This window comes from Ralstonia sp. PBBBR1 (assembly GCF_002256165.1).
Taxonomy (GTDB): domain Bacteria; phylum Pseudomonadota; class Gammaproteobacteria; order Burkholderiales; family Burkholderiaceae; genus Ralstonia; species Ralstonia thomasii.
The window spans coordinates 62,268-83,418 of the sequence record NZ_NKIL01000012.1 but is presented as its reverse complement, the minus strand read 5'-3'; the positions used below and the strand labels follow the sequence as shown (position 1 = coordinate 83,418).

Genomic DNA, 21,151 nt, shown 5'->3' with positions numbered 1-21,151 from the left:
CTTGGAGGTAAGGGGGCATGCCGGCGGGCCTAAACCATCGGCCGCTGCGCTGGCAATCAGAATTCGAGCCGTAAACTGTAGCGGATTATCAAGATCCGGTTTGTCTACGGAACAAGTCGTGGGCGGGAGCCTAACGCAGGGCTCCTGACAGCGTTTTGTCAGGAGGTTTCAGCGGAGGGGGAAAAAGAGTGGGGTGATGCTTGTATCACCCCTGCGGCAGGGCGATCAGCCTGCCTCGCGCCCATAAGAAGCTTGGTTGGCGGGCAGGTCGAAGCCCGTGGGGCCGGGCTTGCGCGGCACAAAACGGTGGTGCTCGACCACGCCGCCCTTGACGATCACGACGGTCTCTTCGGGAATCTCGGCCCATGCGCCGGGCAGGTCGACAAGCGGTTCGGACAGCACAAGGAAGGCGTCGTCGCCGGCGTCTTCAATCGCGGCGCTGTCAGGATAGAGCTGGTGCAGATGCCTGAACGACGTGCTGTGGAACAGCGAGCGCGATTCGCCCTCGCTGGAGTAGCGCGCAGCCACGATCTGAACGCCGTCCGTCGCGCAGACCGTCATGTTCAGCGGGTATTCGACGCCGTGGCGGCGGCCGATGTCTTCGATCAGCCCGACCATCTGTTCGAGCGCGCCGCGCGGGTCGCGGTCGAGCCCGAACGACAGCGCCAGGAAAAACATGATCTCGGAATCGGTCGAGCCTTCGATCCAGCGGAACAGCTCCGGCGCCACTTCCATCATCAGCGCGCGGCGGAGCAATGGGTATTCGCGGATCAACCCGTTGTGCGCAAAAAGCCACCGCCCGTAGCGAAACGGGTGGCAGTTGGTCTCCTGCGCCGGGGTGTCGGTGGCCGCACGCACGTGGGCGATAAACATCGACGAGCGGATGGCGCGGGCGGCTTCACGCAGGTTGGTGTCGTTCCACGCGGGATGCAGGCAGCGGTATCGAAAGGGCACTTCAGAGTAACGGCCGTACCACCCGATGCCGAAACCGTCGCCGTTGGTGGTCGTCTCGCCGCCGAGGCGGGAGCGCAGACTCTGGTCGATCAACGAGTGCCGCGGCCGGAACAGCACTGTCTCCATCTGAATGGGATTGCCTGAATACGCCAGCCAGCGACACATGATGCGTTTGCCTATAAGGGATTCCTTGAAAGGTGAGTCTATGCAATGCGTTTGTGAATGCACAAGCAAATCCCAACCCTCATCCGGCCATGGTCCGGGCGGCTTCGCGGCCTTGAGGGTCACGTCTGTCACCTGTTTTTGGGCCGGCTTCACGCACGATAGACAGCTCGCGAATCCGCACGGGCACGGCGCAGCGGGCCCCTGCACGGGCTGTGCGGACTTGCCGGGCGAGCGTCCAGCGCGCGTCTCAGAAGTGCTCGGTTCGGGCCCGGACCCGCAAGTTCAGCACGGCAACACTGTCGTCAAAACGCATCACCATGGCCAGCGGTGCGGGGTCGGTCAGCGGTTTGATAGCCTCATCCAGCCGGCGGATCGGATTGCGCGTGTCGTTGCGCACGGAATGGCAGCCGAGTGCCTCCGAACACACCCGCGAGGGCAGCGCTCAATGGATGTTCTTTATTCCTCGACCTCACTACGCACCATCAATACCGGCTTGTTGGTCTTGCGGACCACGCCTTCGGCCACGCTGCCGAGCACCAGATGCTTGAGCCCACGCCGGCCATGTGTGCCGAGCACGATCAGGTCGGTTGCGGTCTCGTTGGCTTCTGCGACGATCGTTGCGGAGATCTGCCCGGGCGCAATGGAGTTTTCGAGCAGCTTGGTCGAATGTTTGACGCCTGCGGCATCCAGCTTCTTCGATACCTCGGCAAGCGTGTCCCGGCCGTAGCCGGCGACCTGCTTGGCGTAGGCAATCGAGTCGGATCCGACCATGTCGAAGGTGATGTCGCTGCTATCGGCAACGAAGAGGGCTTCGACTTCCGCGCCCGTCGCCTTGCTGACCACAATGGCTTGGTGCAGCGCGAGGTAGGACGCGTGGCTGCCGTCGACGGCGAGCAGGATTCGTTGGTACATGGTGGTCTCCAAGGCGTTGCGCAGTCGGGCACCGCGTGTAACCAGCGTAGACAGCGTGGCGCGTGGGCTGTTGATGCGCGTCAAAGGTCTTTCGACGGCACCTGCAGGACGGCAGCGCCCGCCACGCGTCCGGCGCGGAGGTCTTCCAAGGCGGTGTTTGCGTCTTGCAGCGGATAGGGCGTGACGTGCACCCGCAACGGGACTTCCGCCGCGATGCGCATGAGCGCGAGTCCATCGGCCCGCGTCAGGTTTGCGACGGAGACAAGCTTGCGCTCTTCCCATAGCAACCGGTACGGAAATGCCGGGATGTCGCTCATGTGAATGCCGCCGCAAACCACCGAGCCGCCCTTGACCACGGCCTGCAGCGCCTGCGGCACGAGCGCGCCGATGGGCGCGAAGATCAACGCGGCGTCGAGCTGTTCCGGTGCGGGGGTGTCGCTGGCGCCTGCCCAACTGGCACCGGTGTCCAGCGCAAGTTGTTGAGGCGCAGTGTCACCGGTGCGGGTGAAGGCGAAGACCTCGCGCTGCTCCGCCACGGCGATCTGCGTGATGAGGTGGGCCGCAGCGCCAAAGCCGTAGATGCCGATCCTGCGTGCATCGCCGGCCATGCGCAGCGTGCGGTAGCCGATCAGCCCCGCACAGAGCAGCGGCGCGGCATGGGCGTCGTCGTACCGCGCGGGAATCGGCAGGCAGTACCGGGCGTCGCAAACGGCGTATTGCGCATAGCCGCCATCGCGCGTGTAGCCGGTGAAGGCAGGGCGGTCGCACAGGTTTTCGCGCCCGTGCAGGCAGTACGGGCAGACGCCGCACGTCCAGCCGAGCCACGGCACGCCAACGCGCTCGCCCGGGGTGGGCGCCGTCACGCCTTTGCCGCATGACTCGACGATGCCTACGATTTCGTGGCCGGGAATCAGGGAGGGTTTTGGGGTGGTCAGTTCACCGTCTACGATATGGAGGTCCGTACGGCAGACGCCACACGCGGACACCGCGATCCGGACCTCACCGGGCCCAGGCGTGGGCATAGGCACATCACGCCAGACCAATGGCTTTCCGGCACCTTCCATCACCATGGCCTGCATCGATTCAGGCATCGCTGTCTCCGAGGTTGGCGTGTCTGGTCAGTATGGAACAGTGCTGTGGAACGACCGCCCGGCAGTCGACCATCGACTGCGCCAGATCAATCGGAAAGCGTTGCCGCGCGCAATACTGAACAGGTCAACGCAACAGCCATTCGACTCCACTGAATGTCTTCACTGCTGTCTTTCTCGGTTGCCCTGGGCGTGGGGCTGGCGATCGGCCTTGAGCGCGAGCGGAGTCATGCCGACAGCGCAGAGCTGCCAGCGGGCATGCGAACGTTTGCGATCGGGGCGCTGGCGGGTGCCATCGCGGCAAGCCTGCCAATACCATTTGCCGTGCCCACGGTGCTGCTGACGGTCGCGGTGTTGGCGGCGGTCGGTTATCACCATTCGGCCAATGTTGATCCTGGCGTGACGACGGAATTCGCACTGGTCGCGACCACGCTGTTAGGCGCCTATGCCGTGAGCGAGCCCGAAATGACGGCTGGCCTCGGCACGGTCTTACTTGTCCTGCTCTATGCCAAAGCGGGTTTGCATCGGTTTGCCCGCACGGTCATTACCCAGCGTGAACTCGCCGATCTGCTGATCCTTGCCGTGGCGGCATTGCTGATCTGGCCCGCGGTTCCAGACCGGAACTTGGGGCCGCTGAACGCCTGGAACCCGCACACGTTGTGGCTGGTTGTGCTGCTTGTCATGCTGACAGGCAACACGGGCCATTTTGCTGCGCGATGGTTTGGAGAGCGGATCGGCTTGCCGCTGGCCGGCTTGTTCAGCGGGTTTGCATCGAGCGTGGCCACGATCACGGCCGTGGCAGCACGCGTGCGGCGGGACCATCGCCCCGTTGATGGCGCGGTTGCCGCGGCGCTGCTGTCCAATGTCGCCACGCTGGTGCAGATGCTGCTGCTGATCGCTGCCATCAACATCGACTTGTTGCGCGTGCTGGCGGCTCCGCTGGCGGTGGGCATGATGGCGACCGTGGCATGGTCGGCGCTCTGGATATGGCGCGCCAACGAGCCGCTCCAGGAGGCGCCGGAGAGTTCGGTGTCATCCATCAACTGGCGCGTCGCAATCGGCTTTGCGTTGTGGACGGCTGCCTTGCTGCTTGCCGCAGCTGCCGCGCGCACATGGTTCGGGACAGCGGCGGTGGTGGCTGTCACCGTGTTTGGGGCGTTTGCCGATGTCCATGCCGCGACCGCTTCGATCGCAACGCAGGTTGCCAGCCACACGTTGCAGACGCCGACGGCAGGCGCGCTGGTGATGCTTGCGCTGACAGCCAACACGTTCTCGAAGATTGTCGTGGCCATCAGCGGAGGCCGCGCTTTTGCCGGTAAGGTCACCGCTGGTCTGCTGACCATGCTTCTGTCCAGCTGGGCGGTGTTCTGGCTTGTCGCCTGGTCAATGCCGCCCAATGCCCAGCACCCAATAGAGCGGGCACATGCGGATCAGGCCGGTCACCAGAGGGATCAGCCCCAGCCAGCCAACCCATGCTGGCACCTTGCCAAAAAATGCCAGCAGGATCATGGCGATGCCGATCAGGATGCGGACGGCGCGGTCCGCGGTTCCAACATTGGTAAACATGACAGCGCTCCTGAAGAACGGTGGGTGAACACTTAGAGAATCAAATCGGACGGCGCGTGCTGGCGGGACTGGCCAGCGTTGTCGCGACCGAGAATGCCGGCCAGCAAGGTCCATTCGCCACCCATTGCGCGGATGGTGTCGTCCAGGCTGAGCATGCCCACCAGCCGTTGCTGACGATCGACCACCGCCAGACGGTGCAGGCCGTGGCTCAGCATCGAGCGCAAGGCTTCGCTGATCACGGCGTCATCGTGGATGGTCAGAAGGCCGCGCGTCATGACTTCCGATACGGCGGTCTGGCTGCAGTCGCTGCGGCTGGCAAGGCCATGCACCACCATGTCCCGGTCTGTCACGATGCCCACCACCCGAGAACCCCCAGCGGCGTGTTCCGTGACAAGCAGCGCCCGGGCGCTTTCGTCCCGCATCAGCCGGGCGGCTTGCTGCAGCGTCGCCGTCGCCTGGACGTGAACGATGCGGTGGGAACAAATTTCATCGACCCTCATGCTGAACTCCGATGCGCGTACGTTTTCACTATAAGAACGGGCCGGTGTCAAAGTTTGATCTCGCACAAGGTGCCATGCGCTTTCCATGACTGCACCCCGGGGGCAGCGGATAGCGGACGAGTCTATCGAGCGTTGCGCGCTGGCTCTTGAGGCAGATCAATTGGCATTGCGTGAGGCTGCAGCGAGCCAAACGCTGATGTAAATCAAGGGGTGATCCGCTTGGTGGTCCAACATGGAATTCAGCAGCCCCGATTGGGGCCGACGACGGATTCGATGGAGGCACATCATGTACGACAGGATTCTGGTAGCGGTGGATGGCAGTCCGACGGCAGACCGGGCGCTGGACGAGGCAATCCAGCTTGCACAAAAGCTCGGCTCGGAGTTGGTCATCGCCCACGTGATCGATAACTCGTACCTGATGTACGACGTTGGCTATATCGATGTCGGCGCCTTTACCGAGGCCTTGGTCAAACAAGGCAATCAAATCGTTGCCGACGCGCGTGCCAAGGCCGAAAAGGCAGGTGTGCACGTCCATAGCGTCGTGGTTGACGACCCGATCGGCACTTTCGATATTGGCACTGCCATTGAACAGGCGGCACACAACGTCGGCGCCCAAGCCCTGGTGCTGGGCACGCACGGGCGTCGCGGCTTCCAACGGTTGTTCCTCGGCAGCGTCGCCGAGAGCGTTGTGCGCCGGAGCACACTGCCGGTGCTGCTCGTCCGCGCGGAGCCGACGGAAACGTCGCACGCGCCTACCGAACCGCTAAGCAACGCCGTCATTGCCTAGTCCGGTAGCGCATCTTCTGACACGACTTCGGGATCTGACCATGAGCTACGCCAGTGTGATGGTGCATCTGGACCGCAGCGAACGCGCCATGCACCGCCTTGACCTTGCGGCCCAGTATGCCCAGGCGCACGGCGCCAAACTCGTCGGCATCTATGCGAGCTTTGCGCCAAGCCTCAGCTGGTTCTACATGATGGAGAACGCTGCGCACTATCTGGAGGAAGACCGCATCCGGCGCGACAGCATCCGGGATGCGGTGCACGCGCGCTTTCGCCTGGCGACGGAGAAGCTTGCGGTGGAAACGGAGTGGCGAGCAGTGGAAGGCGACCCCGTGGCTCTCGTACTTCGTGAAGCGCGTGAGACCGATCTTCTCGTCGTCGGGCAACGGAACCACGATGAACCGGATGAATTCATTGCCGGCGACTTTGTGGAGACCCTGATCCTGGAGTCGGGCCGCCCCGTGCTGGTTGTGCCGTATGCGGGCAACTTCACTGCATTGCCGCAACGCGTGCTGGTGGCCTGGAGCGGCGGGCGCGAATCGGCCCGTGCGCTGCACGATGCCATGCCGATGATGACGGGCACCAATGTGCACGTGCTGCAGATCACAAGCACGCAGCCAAAGCACTGGGCCGAGGAAACCACGGTGGGTCAGGTGGCGCGTGCGCTGAATGCGCGCGGTATTCATACAACGGTGGAAGAGACCGATTGCGCAGATTCCGATGCCGCCGTGGGTGAGTTGCTGCTCTCGCGAGCGGCCGACTTCAATGCCGATCTGATCGTGATGGGGGCCTACGGGCACAGCCGCCTGCGCGAACTCGTACTGGGCGGGGTGACGCGCACCCTGCTGAACACGATGACCGTGCCGGTGCTGATGTCGCACTGAGCCTCGACCTCAATTGAACCTGAGGAGATCACGATGAAGAACGATATCCAGCTCAAGCACGATGTCGAAGAAGAATTGCAATGGGACCCGGCGGTGGATGCCAGTCGCTTTGCCGTGCAGGCCAAGGATGGCGTCGTCACGCTCTCCGGCGGCGTCGACACGTTCGCCGACAAGCATGCCGCGGAAGAGGCGATCCGGCGTGTAGCCGGCGTGACCGCGCTTGTCATCCATGTGGATGTGCGGATGCCGCCGGATATGGAGCGCCCGGATGGCGAGATTGCGCAGGCGATCAGCAGCGCGTTGCATTGGAATGCATCGGTGCCGCCGGATGCTGTCCAGATCACTGTCGAGGGCGGCGCCGTGACGCTGCGCGGTGAAGTCGACCAGGACTTCCAGCGCCGTGCGGCGCTGGACACGGTGCGCAGAGTGCGCGGCGTGAAATCCGTGGCCAATGCGCTGACATTGCGCGCCGCCTCGGGCCCCGCGGATCTGAGCAATCGCATTGCAAAGGCACTGCAACGCCTGGCTGCAGTTGACGCGTCGCGCCTGAATGTTTCCGTGGCGGACGGCACGGTGACCTTGTACGGGCCGCTGCGCAACCTCAACGAGTGCCGTGCCGCCCGTGAGGCCGCATGGGATGCACCAGGCGTGCGCGCCGTCATCGACCAGATGTGGGTTGGTTCCTAGAGGCAATCCGCCATTTCCACTGCTTTCGAAATCCCTGGAGTACGAGATGGAAAAGAAGCTGATCGTGTACTACTCGCGCACCGGCACGGCACGTCAGGTAGCCGAGCAGATGGCTGCGCAGAGCGGATGGCAGCTTGCCGAGGTGACGGACGAGCATCCGCGCGCCGGCTTCCTGGGAGATGCGCGCTGCGTCCTCGAAACGGTATTCCATGCGCGCGCCAAGTATCGCTATGAAGGTCCGCCGCTTGATGATGTCGAACACGTCATCGTGATCGCGCCCATCTGGATGGGCCACCTGGCTTCGCCCATGCGGGACTTCCTGGCTGACCAATTGCCGGGGTCCACGCACCTGTCCGTGATTTGCGTCATGGCGGCCCGCGGGGCGTTCCGTGCTGTTGAAGAAATCATGCGCATCACGGCCACCATTCCGGCGCCGGTGCTGGCGCTGTTCCAGCGCGACGTGCTCAGCGGGCTGTCGCAAGAAGAGATCGCGGGTTTTATCGAACAGGTGAAGACTGCCGGCCGGTGGGAGCAATCGAGGCAACGCCCGGCCTGGCTGTCGCCAACGGAAGCCTGAGGCCGAACCCACCGCTCGGACGTTGAATCCATTGAAGGAGACGTGGCATGAGCCGCTTTACCGAGGCGCAATGGAAACGGCTGAGGAGCTTGCTCGACGAGCAGGAAGCACGCGTGCGGCGCCAGTTGTCGGCGCTGGGCCCAACCACTGTGCCGGTGCCGCGTGAAGCGCCGTTTGAGAACGCGGATCTTGCCGATGAAGAGGCAGGGGAACAAACGAACGACGTCATGCTCGTCCGCTACCGAAGCGAGCTTGAGCAACTGAACGCTGCACGCGAGCGTATGCAGCAGCACAGCTACGGTATCTGCGTCGATTGTGGCGAAGCGATTCCGTTTTTACGCCTGCAAGCCCAGCCGACGGCCATGCGCTGTCTGCCTTGCCAAACAGCGTGTGAGCGCCGCTGGGCATAGCAAGGCGACTCTATCCAGCAGGAGCACAGTATGAAAAGCGATCTGGGCATCAAACAGGACGTCAACGACGAACTGCTTTGGGAGCCTGCGGTGGATGCCGCAGCAATTGGTGTGGAGGTGGACAACGGCGTGGTGACACTGACCGGCCACGTTCGCAGCTACATGGAAAAGCTTGCTGCCGAGCATGCAGCCGAACGTGTTGCTGGCGTGCGTGGTGTCGTGCAGAAAATCGAAGTCCGCCTGCCGGGAGCGCATACGGACGCAGACGTTGCCCAAGCGGCCCGCGCCGCGCTTGAATGGCAGGTTACCCTGCCGTCCAACCGCATCGAGGTGCTGGTCGAAAACGGCTGGGTGACGCTCTCGGGTGAGGTGGACTGGCCCTACCAGAGCGAGCAGGCAGCGCATGCGGTGGGATCGTTGCGTGGTGTGGCGGGCCTGATCAATCGGCTGCAGATCAAAGCGCGCGTGGCGCCAGCCAATGTTGCCGAGCAGATCGGTGCGGCGCTCAAGCGGCATGCCGCGCGTGAAGCCGACCACATTCGCGTCTCCGTTCAAGGCGGGACGGTCACGCTCAGCGGCCACATCGGTTCCGCATCGGAGCGGCGTGCGGCAAAGGGCGCGGCATGGTCCGCACCTGGGGTGACGGAAGTCATCGATCATCTCCAGATCGTGCCGTAGGTAATGAAGCAGCAAAGAAAACATGCCGCCCCACCTGAAAAGCGGGGCGGCATGTTTTTTGGGGGGCGCCCCGAGCGATCAAAGCTCCGTCAGTGCCGCCTTGTCGGTCAGCTCGATGTTCTTGCCGCTCACCACGATCCAGCCTTCGCGCTGAAACCTCGACAGCGCACGGCTGACGGTCTCGAGCTGCATGCCAAGGTAGCTGCCGATTTCTTCCCGGGTCATGCGCAGCGTGAAGCTGGTAGCGGAATACCCCCGGTCCTGCATGCGCGTGGAAAGGTTCAGCAGGAAGGTGGCAACACGCGCTTCCGCACTCAGCCCAGCGAGCAGCAGCATCAGCCCTGACTCGCGCACGATCTCTTCTGCCATCAATTGGTGAAGGCGATGTTGCAGTGGACGAATGTCCTGGCACAGGTCCTCAATGCAATGGAAGGGCATGGAGCACACGGTGCTGTCCTCCAGCGCGATCGCGTCGCATGTGTGCCGATCGGCGGCAATGCCGTCGAGGCCGAGCGTTTCGCCCGCCAATTGGAATCCGGTGACGTGATTTGCGCCGTTGGGGTGCGATACCACGGTTTTGAACGAACCGGACCGGATGGCATACAGCGCATGGAACACGTCGCCCGCCCGAAAAAGGGCTTCGCCTTTGGCGATCTTGCGCCAGGTGTGCACCATCCGATCCAGTTGTTCGTGTTGCGCCGATGGCACAGCGCTCGCGATACAGGCCCAGTGCATCATGCAGTTGGTGCATTGGCTGCTCGGAATCAGGGGTGTTGTCTGGCGGATCTGCGTTGCGTCGCGGACGAGCCTGAGCTGGGGAAGTTGGCGGGTTTCGACAGGTGAAGGGGACTCTATCGTGCGCGGAATCATGGGGGCGGCTCCGGAAGGCGTCTGTGGTCTTTGAACCACACATCCTCGGTGAGGTGGTGGGTGTCCGGTCACTGCGCTCCATCAAGGCCCGGTGTCCGTACGGTCAGTATCGGAGGCGCGGCGTTTGCGCGAAATCAGGCAGCGCTGAGATGGTCGTCGGGATGTGCCATGCCGCTGTCAGGATTCCCTGACAGCGGCGGCAGGGTTTTCCGGGGGGCTTCTCCTTCACACGGCTAGTACCTCCAGCCTTGGGAATGGGCTATGTTGATTGCATCCCGACCTTTTGGTGGTGCTCGGTGGCGGAGCAAGACACTCAATCCTCGAAGGCAACGCACAGGCGGCTGCTGCAGTTGCAATCCACTTCGGCCGAACTGGTGGTGGGGGTGCTGGCCGTTTTGTTGCTGGCGGCGGCGGTTGCCCGGCTGGCGTTTGCGCTTCAGGCCGGGGATGCCCCCTTCATTTTGCTGGCCTCGGCAAGTATTTCTGCGGTCATCGCACTGGTCTTCTATTGGCTGCGGCTGCGGAAGTTGCGAGCCGCCGTCGCCCGGGATCTGACGTACCTAGAAAAGAGCGAAGCGCGGCTGGCCGGCATCATCCGGTCATCAATGGAAGCCATCATTTCGGTGGACGAAACCCAGCGCATCGTGCTGTTCAATCCCATGGCTGAAACTCTGTTCGGTTGTTCAGCGCGCCAAGCCATCGGCCGCCCACTGTCAGACTTTATTCCCGAGCGGTTTCGCGGCGCGCACGAAGCGCATGTACGGCGCTTCGGGGTGACGGGCGTATCGGAGCGCCAGATGGGTAAGCAGCGCCCGCTGTTTGCCCTGCATACCGATGGGCGTGAATTCCCGATCGAAGCGTCGATTTCACAGATCGAAGTGAACGGCGGCAAGCTCTTCACGGTGATGCTGCGCGACACCACGGAGCGTGTGCGTGCGGAAGCGGCGCTGCGGCGCTCCCAGGAAGAACTGCAGCATCTGTCGGACAGCATCCTGGCCACGCGCGAGGAGGAGCGGCACCGCATCGCCCGCGAGCTGCACGACGATCTGGGCCAACGCCTGAGCGCGCTCAAGATGGACATTTCGCTGCTGGCAGCGGATCTGCAGGCCGCACGGAGCGACAAGGCGCTGATCGACCAGACCCAGGCAATGCAACACGTGATCGACGAGACGATTGTTGCCGTTCGGCATATCTCGGCGGATCTTCGGCCGCCATTGCTCGACGAGTTGGGGCTCGTGCCGTCCCTCGAATGGATGGCCAAGAATTTTCGCCAACGCTTTGGCCTGGTCGTGACTGTGCATGCGCAAGAACTGGCGATGAACGAGCGCGCTGCCATCTCGGTGTTCCGGATCGTGCAGGAGGCACTCAACAACGTCGTGCGCCACGCCGATGCCACGCGTGTTGAGATCGAGTTCTCGCAGCAGGACGACGTGCTCGAACTGTCCATTCAAGACAATGGCCATGGCTGGAGTGGGGCGCCTCCGGCGGTGGGTGAACGCAAGCCGCTGGGATTGCTTGGCATTCGCGAGCGCGCCCGGCTACTGGGCGGGCAGGCAACGATCACACATGCACCTGGTGGCGGCTTTCGCTTGAGCGTGAGCTTTCCCGCCGTTCACAAGGCCACCGAGGAGGCGCCGTCATGATTCGCGTGATGATCGCCGACGATCATGCCGTGATGCGCGATGGCGTGCGTCATATCCTTGAGCGCGCGGGGGATTTTGAAGTCGCCTGCGAAGCCTCCGACGGTACACAGGTCGTGCAACTTGTGCGTGATCATCAACCGCAGGTGATCGTGCTCGATCTTTCCATGCCGGGGCGCAGCGGGCTGGAACTGCTCCGCCAGCTGCATGACGATCACCCCAGGGTGCGCGTGCTGGTGCTGACCATGCACGCTGAAGAACAATACGTGGCGCGCGCCTTTCGTGCGGGGGCGGCCGGCTACCTGACAAAGGAGAGCGCCGCCACCGAACTGGTTACCGCGTTGCAGAAGGTGGCGAACGGCGGCACCTACGTCAGCCCACCCATGGCGGAGAAGCTCGCGCACAGCCTGGGCGAGCCCAGTGAAGAGGCGGCCCACACGCGACTGTCCGACCGCGAGATGGAAGTCTATCGCCGGCTGGTGCGCGGCGAGCCCTTGACCGAGATCGCCACCAGCCTGTGCGTGAGCGCCAAGACCATCAGCACCTACAAGATGCGGCTGATGGACAAGCTGCAGCTCTCCAGCGAAGCCGCCCTTGTGCGTTACGCGATACGCCATCGCTTGTTTTCCGACGACGATACGCTGTAGCGCATTCCCTGCTGGACGCAGCCCGGCCTTGCGACACATCAATGGCCGCCGCCCCCGAATCGCTATCGTTGATGCACATGCATCGGCCGGTCGATATCACCCCGGGGCGCACCCCTGTCTGCCGTGCATGGCCAAGGGGCCCATGTGCAAGCCATTCTCAAACTCGCCTACAAGCTGCTGGTCAATGACAAGGCCAAGCTGAGCGGCTTGCTGGTCGGCATTACGTTTGCCGTGTTTCTGATGATCGAGATGACGTCGCTGTTTGCGGGCGTGCTCAATCGGTCTTCGTCTGCCGTATACAACATTGGCGCACGGATGTGGGTCATGGACCCGGCTGTCAATACCGTGGCCAACTCGATCGGCATGCCGGATTACGTCCTTGATGCGGTACGCAGCATTCACGGTGTGAAGTTTGCCGTGCCGCTCTATTCAGGCGGCGCGCTCGTGCGCCTGAACAGCGGAACCTATCAGCCCGTGACCGTCGTCGGCATCGACGACACCAGCCTGTTCGGCCGCCCTCGCATGCTCAGTGGCCGTATCCAGGATCTGTACGGCGAGAACGCCTTCATCGTCATCCAGGACGCCGAGTTCGGAAAGCTGGAAAACCCGCATATCGGCACGGAATTCGAAGTCAATGACCATCGAGGGGTGATCGTCGGCATTGGCGAGGTGGCGTCCAGCGGATTGTTTGGTGTGCCCACCCTGTACACAACGTACCGCCGCGCTGTGCAATACCTGCCGAGTACGCGCTACACGATGTCGTACATCCTGATCGAGCCCAAGACCGAGGCCGACATTGCGGCGATCGAACGTGCGGTCGACCGGCTCGGTTATCGCGCCCTGACCAGGGAAGAGTTCATCGGCCGTATCTCTCACTTCTATACCTACCAGACCGGGCTTGGCACCAACATCTTGCTGATGACGGTGATCAGCTTCGTGGTCGGGCTGTCGATCTCTGGGCAGACGTTCTACACATTCATCCTGGAGAACCTGGAGCGCTTTGGCGCGCTCAAGGCCATCGGGGCCAAGGGGCGCGAACTGGTCACGATGATCGTCTTCCAGGCCACATTCGTGGCGCTGGTGGGCTACGGGCTGGGGATCGGCCTATGCGCCGCGTCGATCGCACTGGTGCGTCTTCGCATTCCAGACTACGCAGCCATGATCACCTTCGCCAATCTGATGCTGGCGCTGGCCATGGTGATCGTGATTGCCGGCATATCGGGCTACATCGGGGTGCGCAAAGTGCTTCGCATCGAGCCCTTCGATATCTTCCGGGGTTGATTGTGGCCAACGTCGCCATTGCCGCTCAGGCCCTCGATAAATGGTTTGGCGAGGGCGAAGCGCGTACGCGCGCGCTCATGCAGGTCAGTTTCGAGGCCGAGTTCAACGAGATGCTGTTCATCGTCGGACCGTCGGGCAGCGGCAAGACCACGCTGCTGAGCGTGATATCGGGCATCCTGCGCCCGGATGGCGGCCGCGCGGTGGTGGACGGGGTTGACATCTGGAGCCTGGGCGCCGACGCGCTGGCCGATTTCCGCCTGGGCAGGATCGGCTTCGTGTTTCAGGATTACCACCTGTTCCCGCGCCTCACCACGGTCGAGAACGTCGCCATCCCGCTGATCCTGCGGCATGTGGCCTGGGACACCGCGCTCGATCAGGCCATGCACTACCTCGATGTCGTCGGGCTGAAGAACCGCGCCCAGTTGCCGCCGGTCAAGCTCAGCGGCGGCGAGCAGCAGCGCGTGGCCATTGCGCGCGCCATCGTCACGCAGCCCGACATCCTGATTCTGGATGAGCCCACCGCGTCGCTGGATGGCGACACCGGCCGTTCCATCATGCAGTTCGTGAAGACGGAGATCCTGAACGCGCACCGCTGTATCGTGATCGTGACGCACGACGCGCGCATCCTCGACATGGCCAGCCGCATCCTCGACATGGAGGACGGCAAGCTGAGCCGCATTGAACACGGAGCGATGCGATGAAGATCCGATGGTTGTTTGTGCTCTCTGTGATCGGCGCGCTGGCGGGAATTGGCGCGGCGATCTACTACGCGCGGCAGCGCCCGCCGTTGCCACCCGTCTTCCAGCCGGCAGCCAATCCGTACGCGACGGGCATCTACGCCAACGGCATCGTCGAAAGCGATCAGCCCAGTGGTGCCAACCTGAACCTGTATGCCGAAGTGTCGGGCACCGTCGCGCGCATCGCCGTGCAAGAAGGGCAGGCGGTCAAGCGGGGCGATGTGCTGATCCAGATCGAAGATTCCGTGCAGCGCGCTCTGACGGCACAACAGCAGTCGCAAGCGGATGCCGTCGATGCACAGTTGAACGCGCTGCTGGCCCAACCGCGCAAGGAAGCGCTGGAGGTCACCCGTGCACAAGTGAGCGCAGCAGATGCCGGCTTGCGCACCGTGCAGGATCAGTTGGACAAGATTGAGGCGGCCGCACGGCTCAATCCCAAGGCAGTCAGTCGCGATGCAATGGACAACGCTGCCAACGCGGTACGGGTGGCACACGGCAATCTCGTTGTTGCCCAGCGTCAGTACGACCTGACGCGCGCCGGCGCCTGGAGCTATGACATCCGCACGCTGCAAAAACAGCGCGATGCCTTGCAGAAGGGCGCGGCGGCGGCAGCAGCGCTGCTCGAAAAGTATGCCGTGCGGGCGCCGATGGACGGTGTTGTCATGTCCGTCAATACAGCAATGGGCGGCTATGTATCGCCACAGGGCACCTATGACGCCTACACGCGGGCCAACGTGCCACTCGTCACGATGAGCGCCGGGCAGAACAAGCTGGCCGTGCGCGTGTATGTGGATGAGATTCTGGTGCACCGCCTTCCGCCCGGCACGGTGCAGGCACGCATGTTCGTGCGCGGCACCGACGTTAGCGTGCCGCTGGAATTCGTGCGCGTGCAGCCGTACGTGTCGCCCAAGATTCAGTTGTCCGACCAGCGCGCCGAACGCGTGGATGTGCGCGTGCTGCCGTTGCTTTTCCGTTTCAAGCAGCCTGACAAGCTGGCCGTCTATCCGGGCCAACTGGTCGACGTCTACCTGCAGGGGGCGTCGTGAAAGCGGCGGCGTGGGCGATAGGCGTCGCGCTTGTGGTTCCGGGCTGCGCCGTCGGGCCGGATTTTCATGCACCGCAGGCGCCTGGCGTCGATCGCTATCTTCGTGACGGTGAAGTTGCGCAGCCCACCTCGGCAGACGGCGTTGCGCAGCGCTTCACGGCGGCAACCGTGCCGGCAGACTGGTGGCACGCTCTCGGTAGTCCCGCGCTTGATCTGGCCATGGAAGCCGCCATTACGGCCAACCCCGGCCTGCAGCAGGCGCAAGCCAACCTGCGTGCCGCGCAAGACCTGTTGCGAGCCGGCGCGGGCGTGTTCTACCCGCAGGTGGCGGGATCGGCCGATGTGTCACGTCAGGCAGCGGTGCCCGCCAGGCTTGGGCAGGCCGGGGTGCCAAGCCTTTTTACGCTGTGGACTCTGGGCGCATCCATCAGCTATGCGGTCGATCTCTTTGGCGGCAATCGGCGTGCCGTGGAAGCCCTGGCCGCGCAAGCGGAAGGACAAAGGTATGCGGTGGCCGCCGCCTACCTCACCTTGACCGGCAATCTGGTGAACGCCGTGATCGCGCATGCTGCCTATCGGGCGCAGATCGACACCACGCGCAGCCTGATTGCCGTGGTGCGAGAGCAGATGGAGATTGCACACGCGCAGGTCGAAGCCGGCGTCGTGGCGCATGCCAGCGAGTTGAGCCTTGCTGCACAATTGGCGTCGTTGGAAGCATCGCTGCCGCCGCTGGAGCAGAAGCGTGACCAGGCTGCGCATCTGCAGGCCGTCTTGACTGGCCGATTTCCTTCCGAGGCAGATGCCGTAGACGTGGCGCTCAACGGGTTGCAATTGCCGGCGGACTTGCCCAGCCTGGTGCCGTCTGAACTGGTGCGCCAGCGGCCCGACGTTCTGGCCGCCCAGGCGCGCCTGCACCAGGCCAGCGCCGAGGTGGGTGTCGCAACGGCGGCGATGCTGCCCAGTCTGACCCTCAGCGCAGATTATGCCCGGATGAGCGGCCGAAGCGCTGACCTCTTTGGTGCGAAAGCCGGCGCCTGGAGCGTGGGGGCGAACCTCGTGGCCCCACTGTTTGAAGGCGGTACCCTGTATTTCCGCCGTTCTGCGTCGCGGCAGGCGTTACAGGCTGCCGATGCCGGCTATCGGCAGGTGGTGCTTGCTTCGTTTGAGCAGGTGGCCGATGTGCTGCGGGCGCTGGAACACGATGCCGTGCAGCTTGACGCACAGTTGCGCGCGCAGGCGGCGGCAAGTGCCGCACTGGATGAGATCAACGCCGACTACCGTGCCGGCGTTGCCGGCTATCTGCAGGTGCTCAGTGCCGATCAGCAATACCAGCAAGCCGTGCTGGGCACGCAGCAGGTGCGTGCACAGCGGCTGCAAGATACCGTGGCGCTGTTCCTTGCGCTGGGCGGAGGCTGGCGTGGCGCGAGCATTGAAACCCCAGTGGCGGGACATGTACAGCAAGCACCCGACTGACGACGACCGTTGAGTTGCATCAAGCCCCGACGCGCGTCCTGCGCTCTAATGGTTTGCACGTCCATGTGCTTTACCCGCAATTTCCCATGCACACCGCGCCCGCGCCGTCTTTGTCTGCTGCTGTCAGGATCAGCATGCCCGCACACGCTGCCGGGGGTTGGGTGTCGGATGCGAGGGTTGCAACTCGCCAGGCGCATGCCTGCGCGCAAGGAGACTAGCAATGCGCGGGAAGCCACGCTGGCAAGCGCTGCCCAATGTGTTGTCTGCACATGCACCAGCCGACGATCTCTCGATGTGGTCGGCGCTTGCCTCGCAAGACGTGCTTGAGCGGCTCGGTACCCAGATGCACGGCCTGACGCAGGAGGGCGCTGCGCAGCGCCTGCGCGAATATGGGCTCAACCGCGTGGCCAACGGCCATCACGAGGGTGTGCTGGTCGAGTTGGCGCGCCGGTCGGTCAATCCGTTGAATCTGCTGCTCATCTCGCTGGCGGGCGTCTCGGCGGTGCTGGGCGATGTACGGGCAGCCGTACTGATTGCGGTCATGGTGGTGCTGAGCGTCGTGCTGGGCTTTCTGCAGGAGCATCGTTCGAACCGGGCGGCGGAGGCGTTGCGTCGCATGGTGCATACAACGGCGACGGTCAAGCGCATCGCATCCGACGGCGCCGAAGCGAGCCAGGAAATCCCGATCGAGCAATTGGTGCCGGGCGATATCGTCCAGCTTTGTGCCGGTGACATGGTGCCGGCGGACCTGCGGCTGCTCGGCGCGAAGGATGTGTTTGTCAACCAGTCGGCCCTGACTGGCGAGGCCATGCCACAGGAAAAGCATGCAGAGCCTTCCGACAGCCAGCCGGCGGCGGATTTCGAACGGCCCAACCTGTGCTTCATGGGCAGCGCCGTGGTGAGCGGCTACGCGACGGGCGTGGTCCTGACTACCGGCCACCGGACCGCCTTTGGTCATGTGGCCAACCTGATTGCCGCGCAACGCGTGCAGACCAGCTTTGACCGGGGCATTACCCGGTTTACCTGGTTGATGCTGACGCTGATCCTGGTGATGGCACCCATGGTGTTTCTCATCAATGGACTGACCAAGGGCAACTGGTTCGAGGCGCTGTTGTTTGCGGTGGCCGTGGCCGTCGGCCTGACGCCTGAGATGCTGCCGATGATCGTCACGGTCAATCTGGCCAAGGGCGCCATCGCCATGTCGCGCAAGAAGGTCATCGTCAAGCGGCTCAACGCCATCCAGAATTTCGGTGCGATGGATGTGCTGTGCACCGACAAGACCGGCACGCTCACGCAAGACCGCATCATCCTCAAGCATCACCTGGATTTGCGCGGCGAGGAATCCGACCAGGTGCTGGAGTACGCGTTTCTGAACAGCTTCTACCAGTCGGGCCTGAAGAACCTGCTGGACGTGGCCGTGCTCAAGCACGTGGAGCTGGAGCAGCGCCTGGATGTGCATGCGCGTTTTCAGAAAATCGATGAACTACCGTTTGACTTCGAGCGCCGGCGCATGTCGGTGGTGCTGGCGCAGGACGACGGCACACACGTGCTGATCTGCAAGGGGGCGGTCGAAGAAGTGCTGGCCGTCAGCGCGCGTTATGTGAGCGGTGACGAGGCTGGCCCGCTGGAGGCAAGCCATCTCGAAGCTACGCGGCAACTGGCGGAGAACCTGAACGCTGACGGTTTCCGTGTCGTCGCTGTTGCGTACAAGGAGATGCCGCCCGGGCAAAGCCAGTACGCCGTGGCGGACGAGGCGGGGTTGACGTTGCTGGGGTATATCGCCTTTCTTGACCCACCACGTGATACGGCCGCGCCAGCCCTGGCCGCCTTGAAGGCCAGCGGCGTGGCAGTCAAGATCCTGACGGGGGACAACGCCATTGTTGCGCGCAAGATCTGCCGCGAGGTCGGGCTGGCCGTGGAACCGGTGGTGCTTGGCACCGAGCTGGCCGCCATGTCACCCGACCAGATGGCCGACATCGCCGAACGCGCATCGATCTTCGCCAAGGTTTCGCCCGCGCAGAAGGCGGCCATTGTCGATGCACTGCACCGCAGGGGCCATGTCGTGGGCTTCATGGGCGACGGCATCAACGATGGGCCGGCGCTCAAGGCCGCCGATGTCGGCATCTCCGTGGATAGCGCGGTCGATATTGCCAAGGAGTCTGCCGACATCATCCTCCTGGAGAAAAGCCTGGCCGTGCTGGGGGAGGGCGTGACGGAAGGGCGCAAGGTGTTTGGCAACATCGTCAAGTACATCAAGATGGGCGCCAGTTCCAACTTCGGAAACATGTTCAGCGTGCTGGGCGCCAGCCTGTTTCTGCCCTTTCTGCCGATGGCGCCGGTGCAGGTGCTGCTCAACAACCTGCTCTACGACTTCTCGCAAACCGCCATCCCGACTGACAACGTTGACGACGACTACCTCGTCAAGCCACGACGGTGGGAGATCGGCAGCATTCTGAAGTTCATGCTGTACTTGGGGCCCGTCAGTTCGCTGTTTGACTTCGCGACCTATGCGCTGCTGCTGGGTGTGTTTCACGCGTGGGCTGATCCGGCGCTCTTCCAGTCCGGGTGGTTTGTTGAATCGTTGCTCACACAGACACTCATCATCCATATCATCCGCACGGGCAAGGTGCCCTTCGTGCAAAGCCGGGCAAGTACCGCGCTGGTGTTGACCAGCATCACCATTGCCTGCGTGGGTGTCGCCATGCCGTTGACATCGGTCGGGGCATTGTTCGGCTTTGTGCCGCTGCCGGCAGCCTACTGGCCCTGCCTGGCTGCGATCGTCCTGGCCTATGGGTTGTCAGCCTACGTGATGAAATCCTGGTATGTGCGCAGATACGGTCTGGACTGAACCCCGGCACGGCTGGGTGGCGGCAGGGGCCGCACCCGTGTCAGCCAGCTCGGCGTTCGGCTTGCGAAGCAGCCCCAAGCGCGGCACGCACCTCAGCGTCCTCGACCTGAGGAAAGTCGGCGTAATACATGCCGACCGCGCGGAAACCCTGCGGCGCGTAGAGGCAGACGATCTCATCGGCCAGGGGGCGAATGTCTTCCAGGCTGTCCGGCGCCGCCACAGGAACCGCGCAGACGAGGCGTTGCGGATGGCGCTCCCGTATCGCGTGAAGTGCTGCCTTCATGGACGCCCCGGTTGCCAGTCCATCGTCGACCACGATCACAACACGCCCCTCTGCGTCATACGGGCCGCGGTTCGGGGTATACAGCGCCCGGCGCCGTCGGATGACCTCCATCTGCTCGGCGCTCTCCTGTTCGAGGTAGGTCGTATCCGCGCCAATGCGCCCTGCATAGGGCGCGATGTAAGACCAGCCGCCTTCTTCCACAGAGCCCACTGCCAGTTCGGGGTTGAACGGCGCGCCGAGCTTGCGCACCAGAACCACATCAAGCTGACCGCCGAGCGCGGATGCGATGAGTGCGCCCATCGGAACCGCACCCCTTGGAATGGCCAGCACCAGCGGGTGGGTGCCCCTGTACTTTTCCAGCGCCTGCACCAGCAGGCGCGCTGCATCCAATCGATCTTTGAATCGCACGGGGTTACCTCGCGTGTTGGTGGGGTTGGGTGGCTGCACTCAGGTGGCGAACAAACCATGCCCGTGCGAGCTCGGCCACCTGTTCGAGCGCGCCGGCCTCTTCAAAAAGGTGCGTTGCGCGTGGCACCGTCTCCAGCGCTTTCTCACAATGCATCTGGCTCAGAGCCTGCCGGTTGAGATCGAGAACGTCCAAATCGGCGGCGCCGACGATCAGTAGGGTCGGGCAGGCCAGTCTGGCCAGCGCACGTTGGCCGGCAAGATCCGGGCGACCGCCGCGGCTGACCACCGCTTCGATCGCGCAGGCGTCGTCCAGCTCGGACGCTGCCAGGATCGCGGCTGCGGCGCCCGTGCTGGCGCCGAAATACCCGAGTCGCAAACTGCGTTCGCGGGCGATGCTGCCGACCGCGTGTGTGGCTGTCTGCAGACGCCGCGCCAGAAGCGCGATGTCGAAACGGCATGATGCATGTGATGCCTCTTCGGCACTCAACAGATCGAACAGCAGCGTGCCCAGGCCGGCGGCGTGGAGCTGATCGGCAACATACCGGTTGCGCGGGCTGAACCGCGAACTCCCGCTGCCATGCGCAAAGATCACCAGGCCGGTTGCATTGCCGGGGCAGTCCAGGGTGCCTTCCAGCACTGCGTCGTCCGCCACGATGTCCATGCTGAGAGAAAGCGGTTCGGCATTCATGGAGAGAATTCCTGAAATGTGATGGCA

The 21,151-nt window shown here is 63.5% G+C and carries 22 protein-coding genes and 1 pseudogene; 14 read left to right on the top strand and 9 right to left on the bottom strand.

The genetic code is table 11. The features are described from left to right. Positions 1–225 precede the first annotated feature (225 nt). From CFE42_RS20045 to CFE42_RS20030, 4 genes are all read right to left on the bottom strand, one after another. On the bottom strand, positions 226–1,119 hold the full coding sequence (locus CFE42_RS20045; RefSeq protein WP_004633991.1) for a class II glutamine amidotransferase: 894 nt from the start codon (positions 1,117–1,119) through the stop codon (positions 226–228). A gap of 247 nt (positions 1,120–1,366) precedes the next feature. Beyond that, positions 1,367–1,516, bottom strand: a complete 150-nt coding sequence (locus CFE42_RS20040) for a hypothetical protein (protein WP_193747939.1) — start codon at positions 1,514–1,516, stop codon at positions 1,367–1,369. A gap of 59 nt (positions 1,517–1,575) precedes the next feature. After that, positions 1,576–2,031, bottom strand: coding sequence for a universal stress protein (locus CFE42_RS20035; protein ID WP_004633994.1), 456 nt, complete (start codon positions 2,029–2,031; stop codon positions 1,576–1,578). Positions 2,032–2,111: 80 nt separating this feature from the next. After that, complete coding sequence (locus CFE42_RS20030; RefSeq protein ID WP_004633996.1) at positions 2,112–3,122, bottom strand: zinc-dependent alcohol dehydrogenase family protein; 1,011 nt, start codon at positions 3,120–3,122, stop codon at positions 2,112–2,114. Positions 3,123–3,275: 153 nt separating this feature from the next. On the opposite strand from CFE42_RS20030, the pseudogene CFE42_RS20025 reads away from it, so the two are divergent. Then, positions 3,276–4,403 (top strand): annotated as a pseudogene (locus CFE42_RS20025) (MgtC/SapB family protein); the annotation flags it as partial. Positions 4,404–4,502: 99 nt separating this feature from the next. Here CFE42_RS20025 and CFE42_RS20020 read toward each other — a convergent pair. After that, positions 4,503–4,685 (bottom strand): DUF2892 domain-containing protein, encoded by a 183-nt coding sequence (locus CFE42_RS20020; protein WP_170816408.1) that lies wholly within the window; start codon positions 4,683–4,685, stop codon positions 4,503–4,505. 32 nt (positions 4,686–4,717) lie between these two features. Further along, positions 4,718–5,185 (bottom strand): CBS domain-containing protein, encoded by a 468-nt coding sequence (locus CFE42_RS20015; protein WP_004634000.1) that lies wholly within the window; start codon positions 5,183–5,185, stop codon positions 4,718–4,720. 286 nt (positions 5,186–5,471) lie between these two features. On the opposite strand from CFE42_RS20015, the gene CFE42_RS20010 reads away from it, so the two are divergent. From CFE42_RS20010 to CFE42_RS19985, 6 genes are read left to right on the top strand one after another with little or no spacing between them, the layout of a single operon-like run. Next, positions 5,472–5,972, top strand: a complete 501-nt coding sequence (locus tag CFE42_RS20010) for a universal stress protein (protein ID WP_004634002.1) — start codon at positions 5,472–5,474, stop codon at positions 5,970–5,972. Positions 5,973–6,012: 40 nt separating this feature from the next. Beyond that, positions 6,013–6,852 (top strand): universal stress protein, encoded by an 840-nt coding sequence (locus tag CFE42_RS20005; RefSeq protein ID WP_004634004.1) that lies wholly within the window; start codon positions 6,013–6,015, stop codon positions 6,850–6,852. 33 nt (positions 6,853–6,885) lie between these two features. Further along, the gene (locus CFE42_RS20000; protein WP_004634005.1) at positions 6,886–7,539 is read left to right on the top strand and encodes a BON domain-containing protein; all 654 of its coding nucleotides are present in this window, start codon (positions 6,886–6,888) and stop codon (positions 7,537–7,539) included. A gap of 46 nt (positions 7,540–7,585) precedes the next feature. Next, positions 7,586–8,116 (top strand): flavodoxin family protein, encoded by a 531-nt coding sequence (locus CFE42_RS19995; protein WP_004634007.1) that lies wholly within the window; start codon positions 7,586–7,588, stop codon positions 8,114–8,116. Between the two features lie 47 nt (positions 8,117–8,163). Next, on the top strand, positions 8,164–8,526 hold the full coding sequence (locus CFE42_RS19990) for a TraR/DksA family transcriptional regulator (RefSeq protein ID WP_004634009.1): 363 nt from the start codon (positions 8,164–8,166) through the stop codon (positions 8,524–8,526). 30 nt (positions 8,527–8,556) lie between these two features. After that, positions 8,557–9,204: a BON domain-containing protein gene (locus tag CFE42_RS19985; protein WP_004634010.1), complete on the top strand. Its 648-nt coding sequence runs from the start codon at positions 8,557–8,559 to the stop codon at positions 9,202–9,204. A gap of 78 nt (positions 9,205–9,282) precedes the next feature. Here CFE42_RS19985 and CFE42_RS19980 read toward each other — a convergent pair whose 3' ends face one another. Then, the gene (locus CFE42_RS19980) at positions 9,283–10,074 is read right to left on the bottom strand and encodes a helix-turn-helix domain-containing protein (protein WP_004634011.1); all 792 of its coding nucleotides are present in this window, start codon (positions 10,072–10,074) and stop codon (positions 9,283–9,285) included. 254 nt (positions 10,075–10,328) lie between these two features. Here CFE42_RS19980 and CFE42_RS19975 point away from each other — a divergent pair, with 254 nt between their 5' ends. The 7 genes from CFE42_RS19975 (at position 10,329) to mgtA (ending at position 19,745) form a co-directional block, all read left to right on the top strand. Further along, positions 10,329–11,717, top strand: coding sequence for a PAS domain-containing sensor histidine kinase (locus CFE42_RS19975; RefSeq protein WP_004634013.1), 1,389 nt, complete (start codon positions 10,329–10,331; stop codon positions 11,715–11,717). Next, positions 11,714–12,361 carry a response regulator transcription factor gene (locus CFE42_RS19970; protein ID WP_004634015.1) on the top strand — a complete coding sequence of 216 codons (648 nt, stop codon included), beginning with the start codon at positions 11,714–11,716 and terminating at the stop codon, positions 12,359–12,361. Before CFE42_RS19975 ends, CFE42_RS19970 begins: the two co-directional genes overlap by 4 nt. A 144-nt stretch (positions 12,362–12,505) precedes the next feature. Further along, positions 12,506–13,642: an ABC transporter permease gene (locus tag CFE42_RS19965; RefSeq protein WP_004634017.1), complete on the top strand. Its 1,137-nt coding sequence runs from the start codon at positions 12,506–12,508 to the stop codon at positions 13,640–13,642. Continuing rightward, positions 13,639–14,343 carry an ABC transporter ATP-binding protein gene (locus tag CFE42_RS19960; protein WP_024972014.1) on the top strand — a complete coding sequence of 235 codons (705 nt, stop codon included), beginning with the start codon at positions 13,639–13,641 and terminating at the stop codon, positions 14,341–14,343. The genes CFE42_RS19965 and CFE42_RS19960 overlap by 4 nt, the downstream gene beginning before the upstream one ends. Beyond that, a complete protein-coding gene (locus CFE42_RS19955) occupies positions 14,340–15,425 on the top strand; it encodes a biotin/lipoyl-binding protein (RefSeq protein WP_004634021.1) in 1,086 nt (361 codons plus the stop codon). The genes CFE42_RS19960 and CFE42_RS19955 overlap by 4 nt, the downstream gene beginning before the upstream one ends. Further along, on the top strand, positions 15,422–16,897 hold the full coding sequence (locus tag CFE42_RS19950; protein WP_004634023.1) for an efflux transporter outer membrane subunit: 1,476 nt from the start codon (positions 15,422–15,424) through the stop codon (positions 16,895–16,897). The genes CFE42_RS19955 and CFE42_RS19950 overlap by 4 nt, the downstream gene beginning before the upstream one ends. A gap of 220 nt (positions 16,898–17,117) precedes the next feature. Then, positions 17,118–19,745, top strand: a complete 2,628-nt coding sequence (mgtA, locus tag CFE42_RS19945; protein WP_004634024.1) for a magnesium-translocating P-type ATPase — start codon at positions 17,118–17,120, stop codon at positions 19,743–19,745. A gap of 40 nt (positions 19,746–19,785) precedes the next feature. Here mgtA and CFE42_RS19940 read toward each other — a convergent pair whose 3' ends face one another. Both CFE42_RS19940 and CFE42_RS19935 read right to left on the bottom strand, forming a co-directional pair. Beyond that, positions 19,786–20,436: a phosphoribosyltransferase family protein gene (locus CFE42_RS19940; RefSeq protein WP_004634026.1), complete on the bottom strand. Its 651-nt coding sequence runs from the start codon at positions 20,434–20,436 to the stop codon at positions 19,786–19,788. A gap of 4 nt (positions 20,437–20,440) precedes the next feature. Next, positions 20,441–21,124 carry an alpha/beta hydrolase gene (locus tag CFE42_RS19935; protein ID WP_004634029.1) on the bottom strand — a complete coding sequence of 228 codons (684 nt, stop codon included), beginning with the start codon at positions 21,122–21,124 and terminating at the stop codon, positions 20,441–20,443. Positions 21,125–21,151 lie beyond the last annotated feature (27 nt).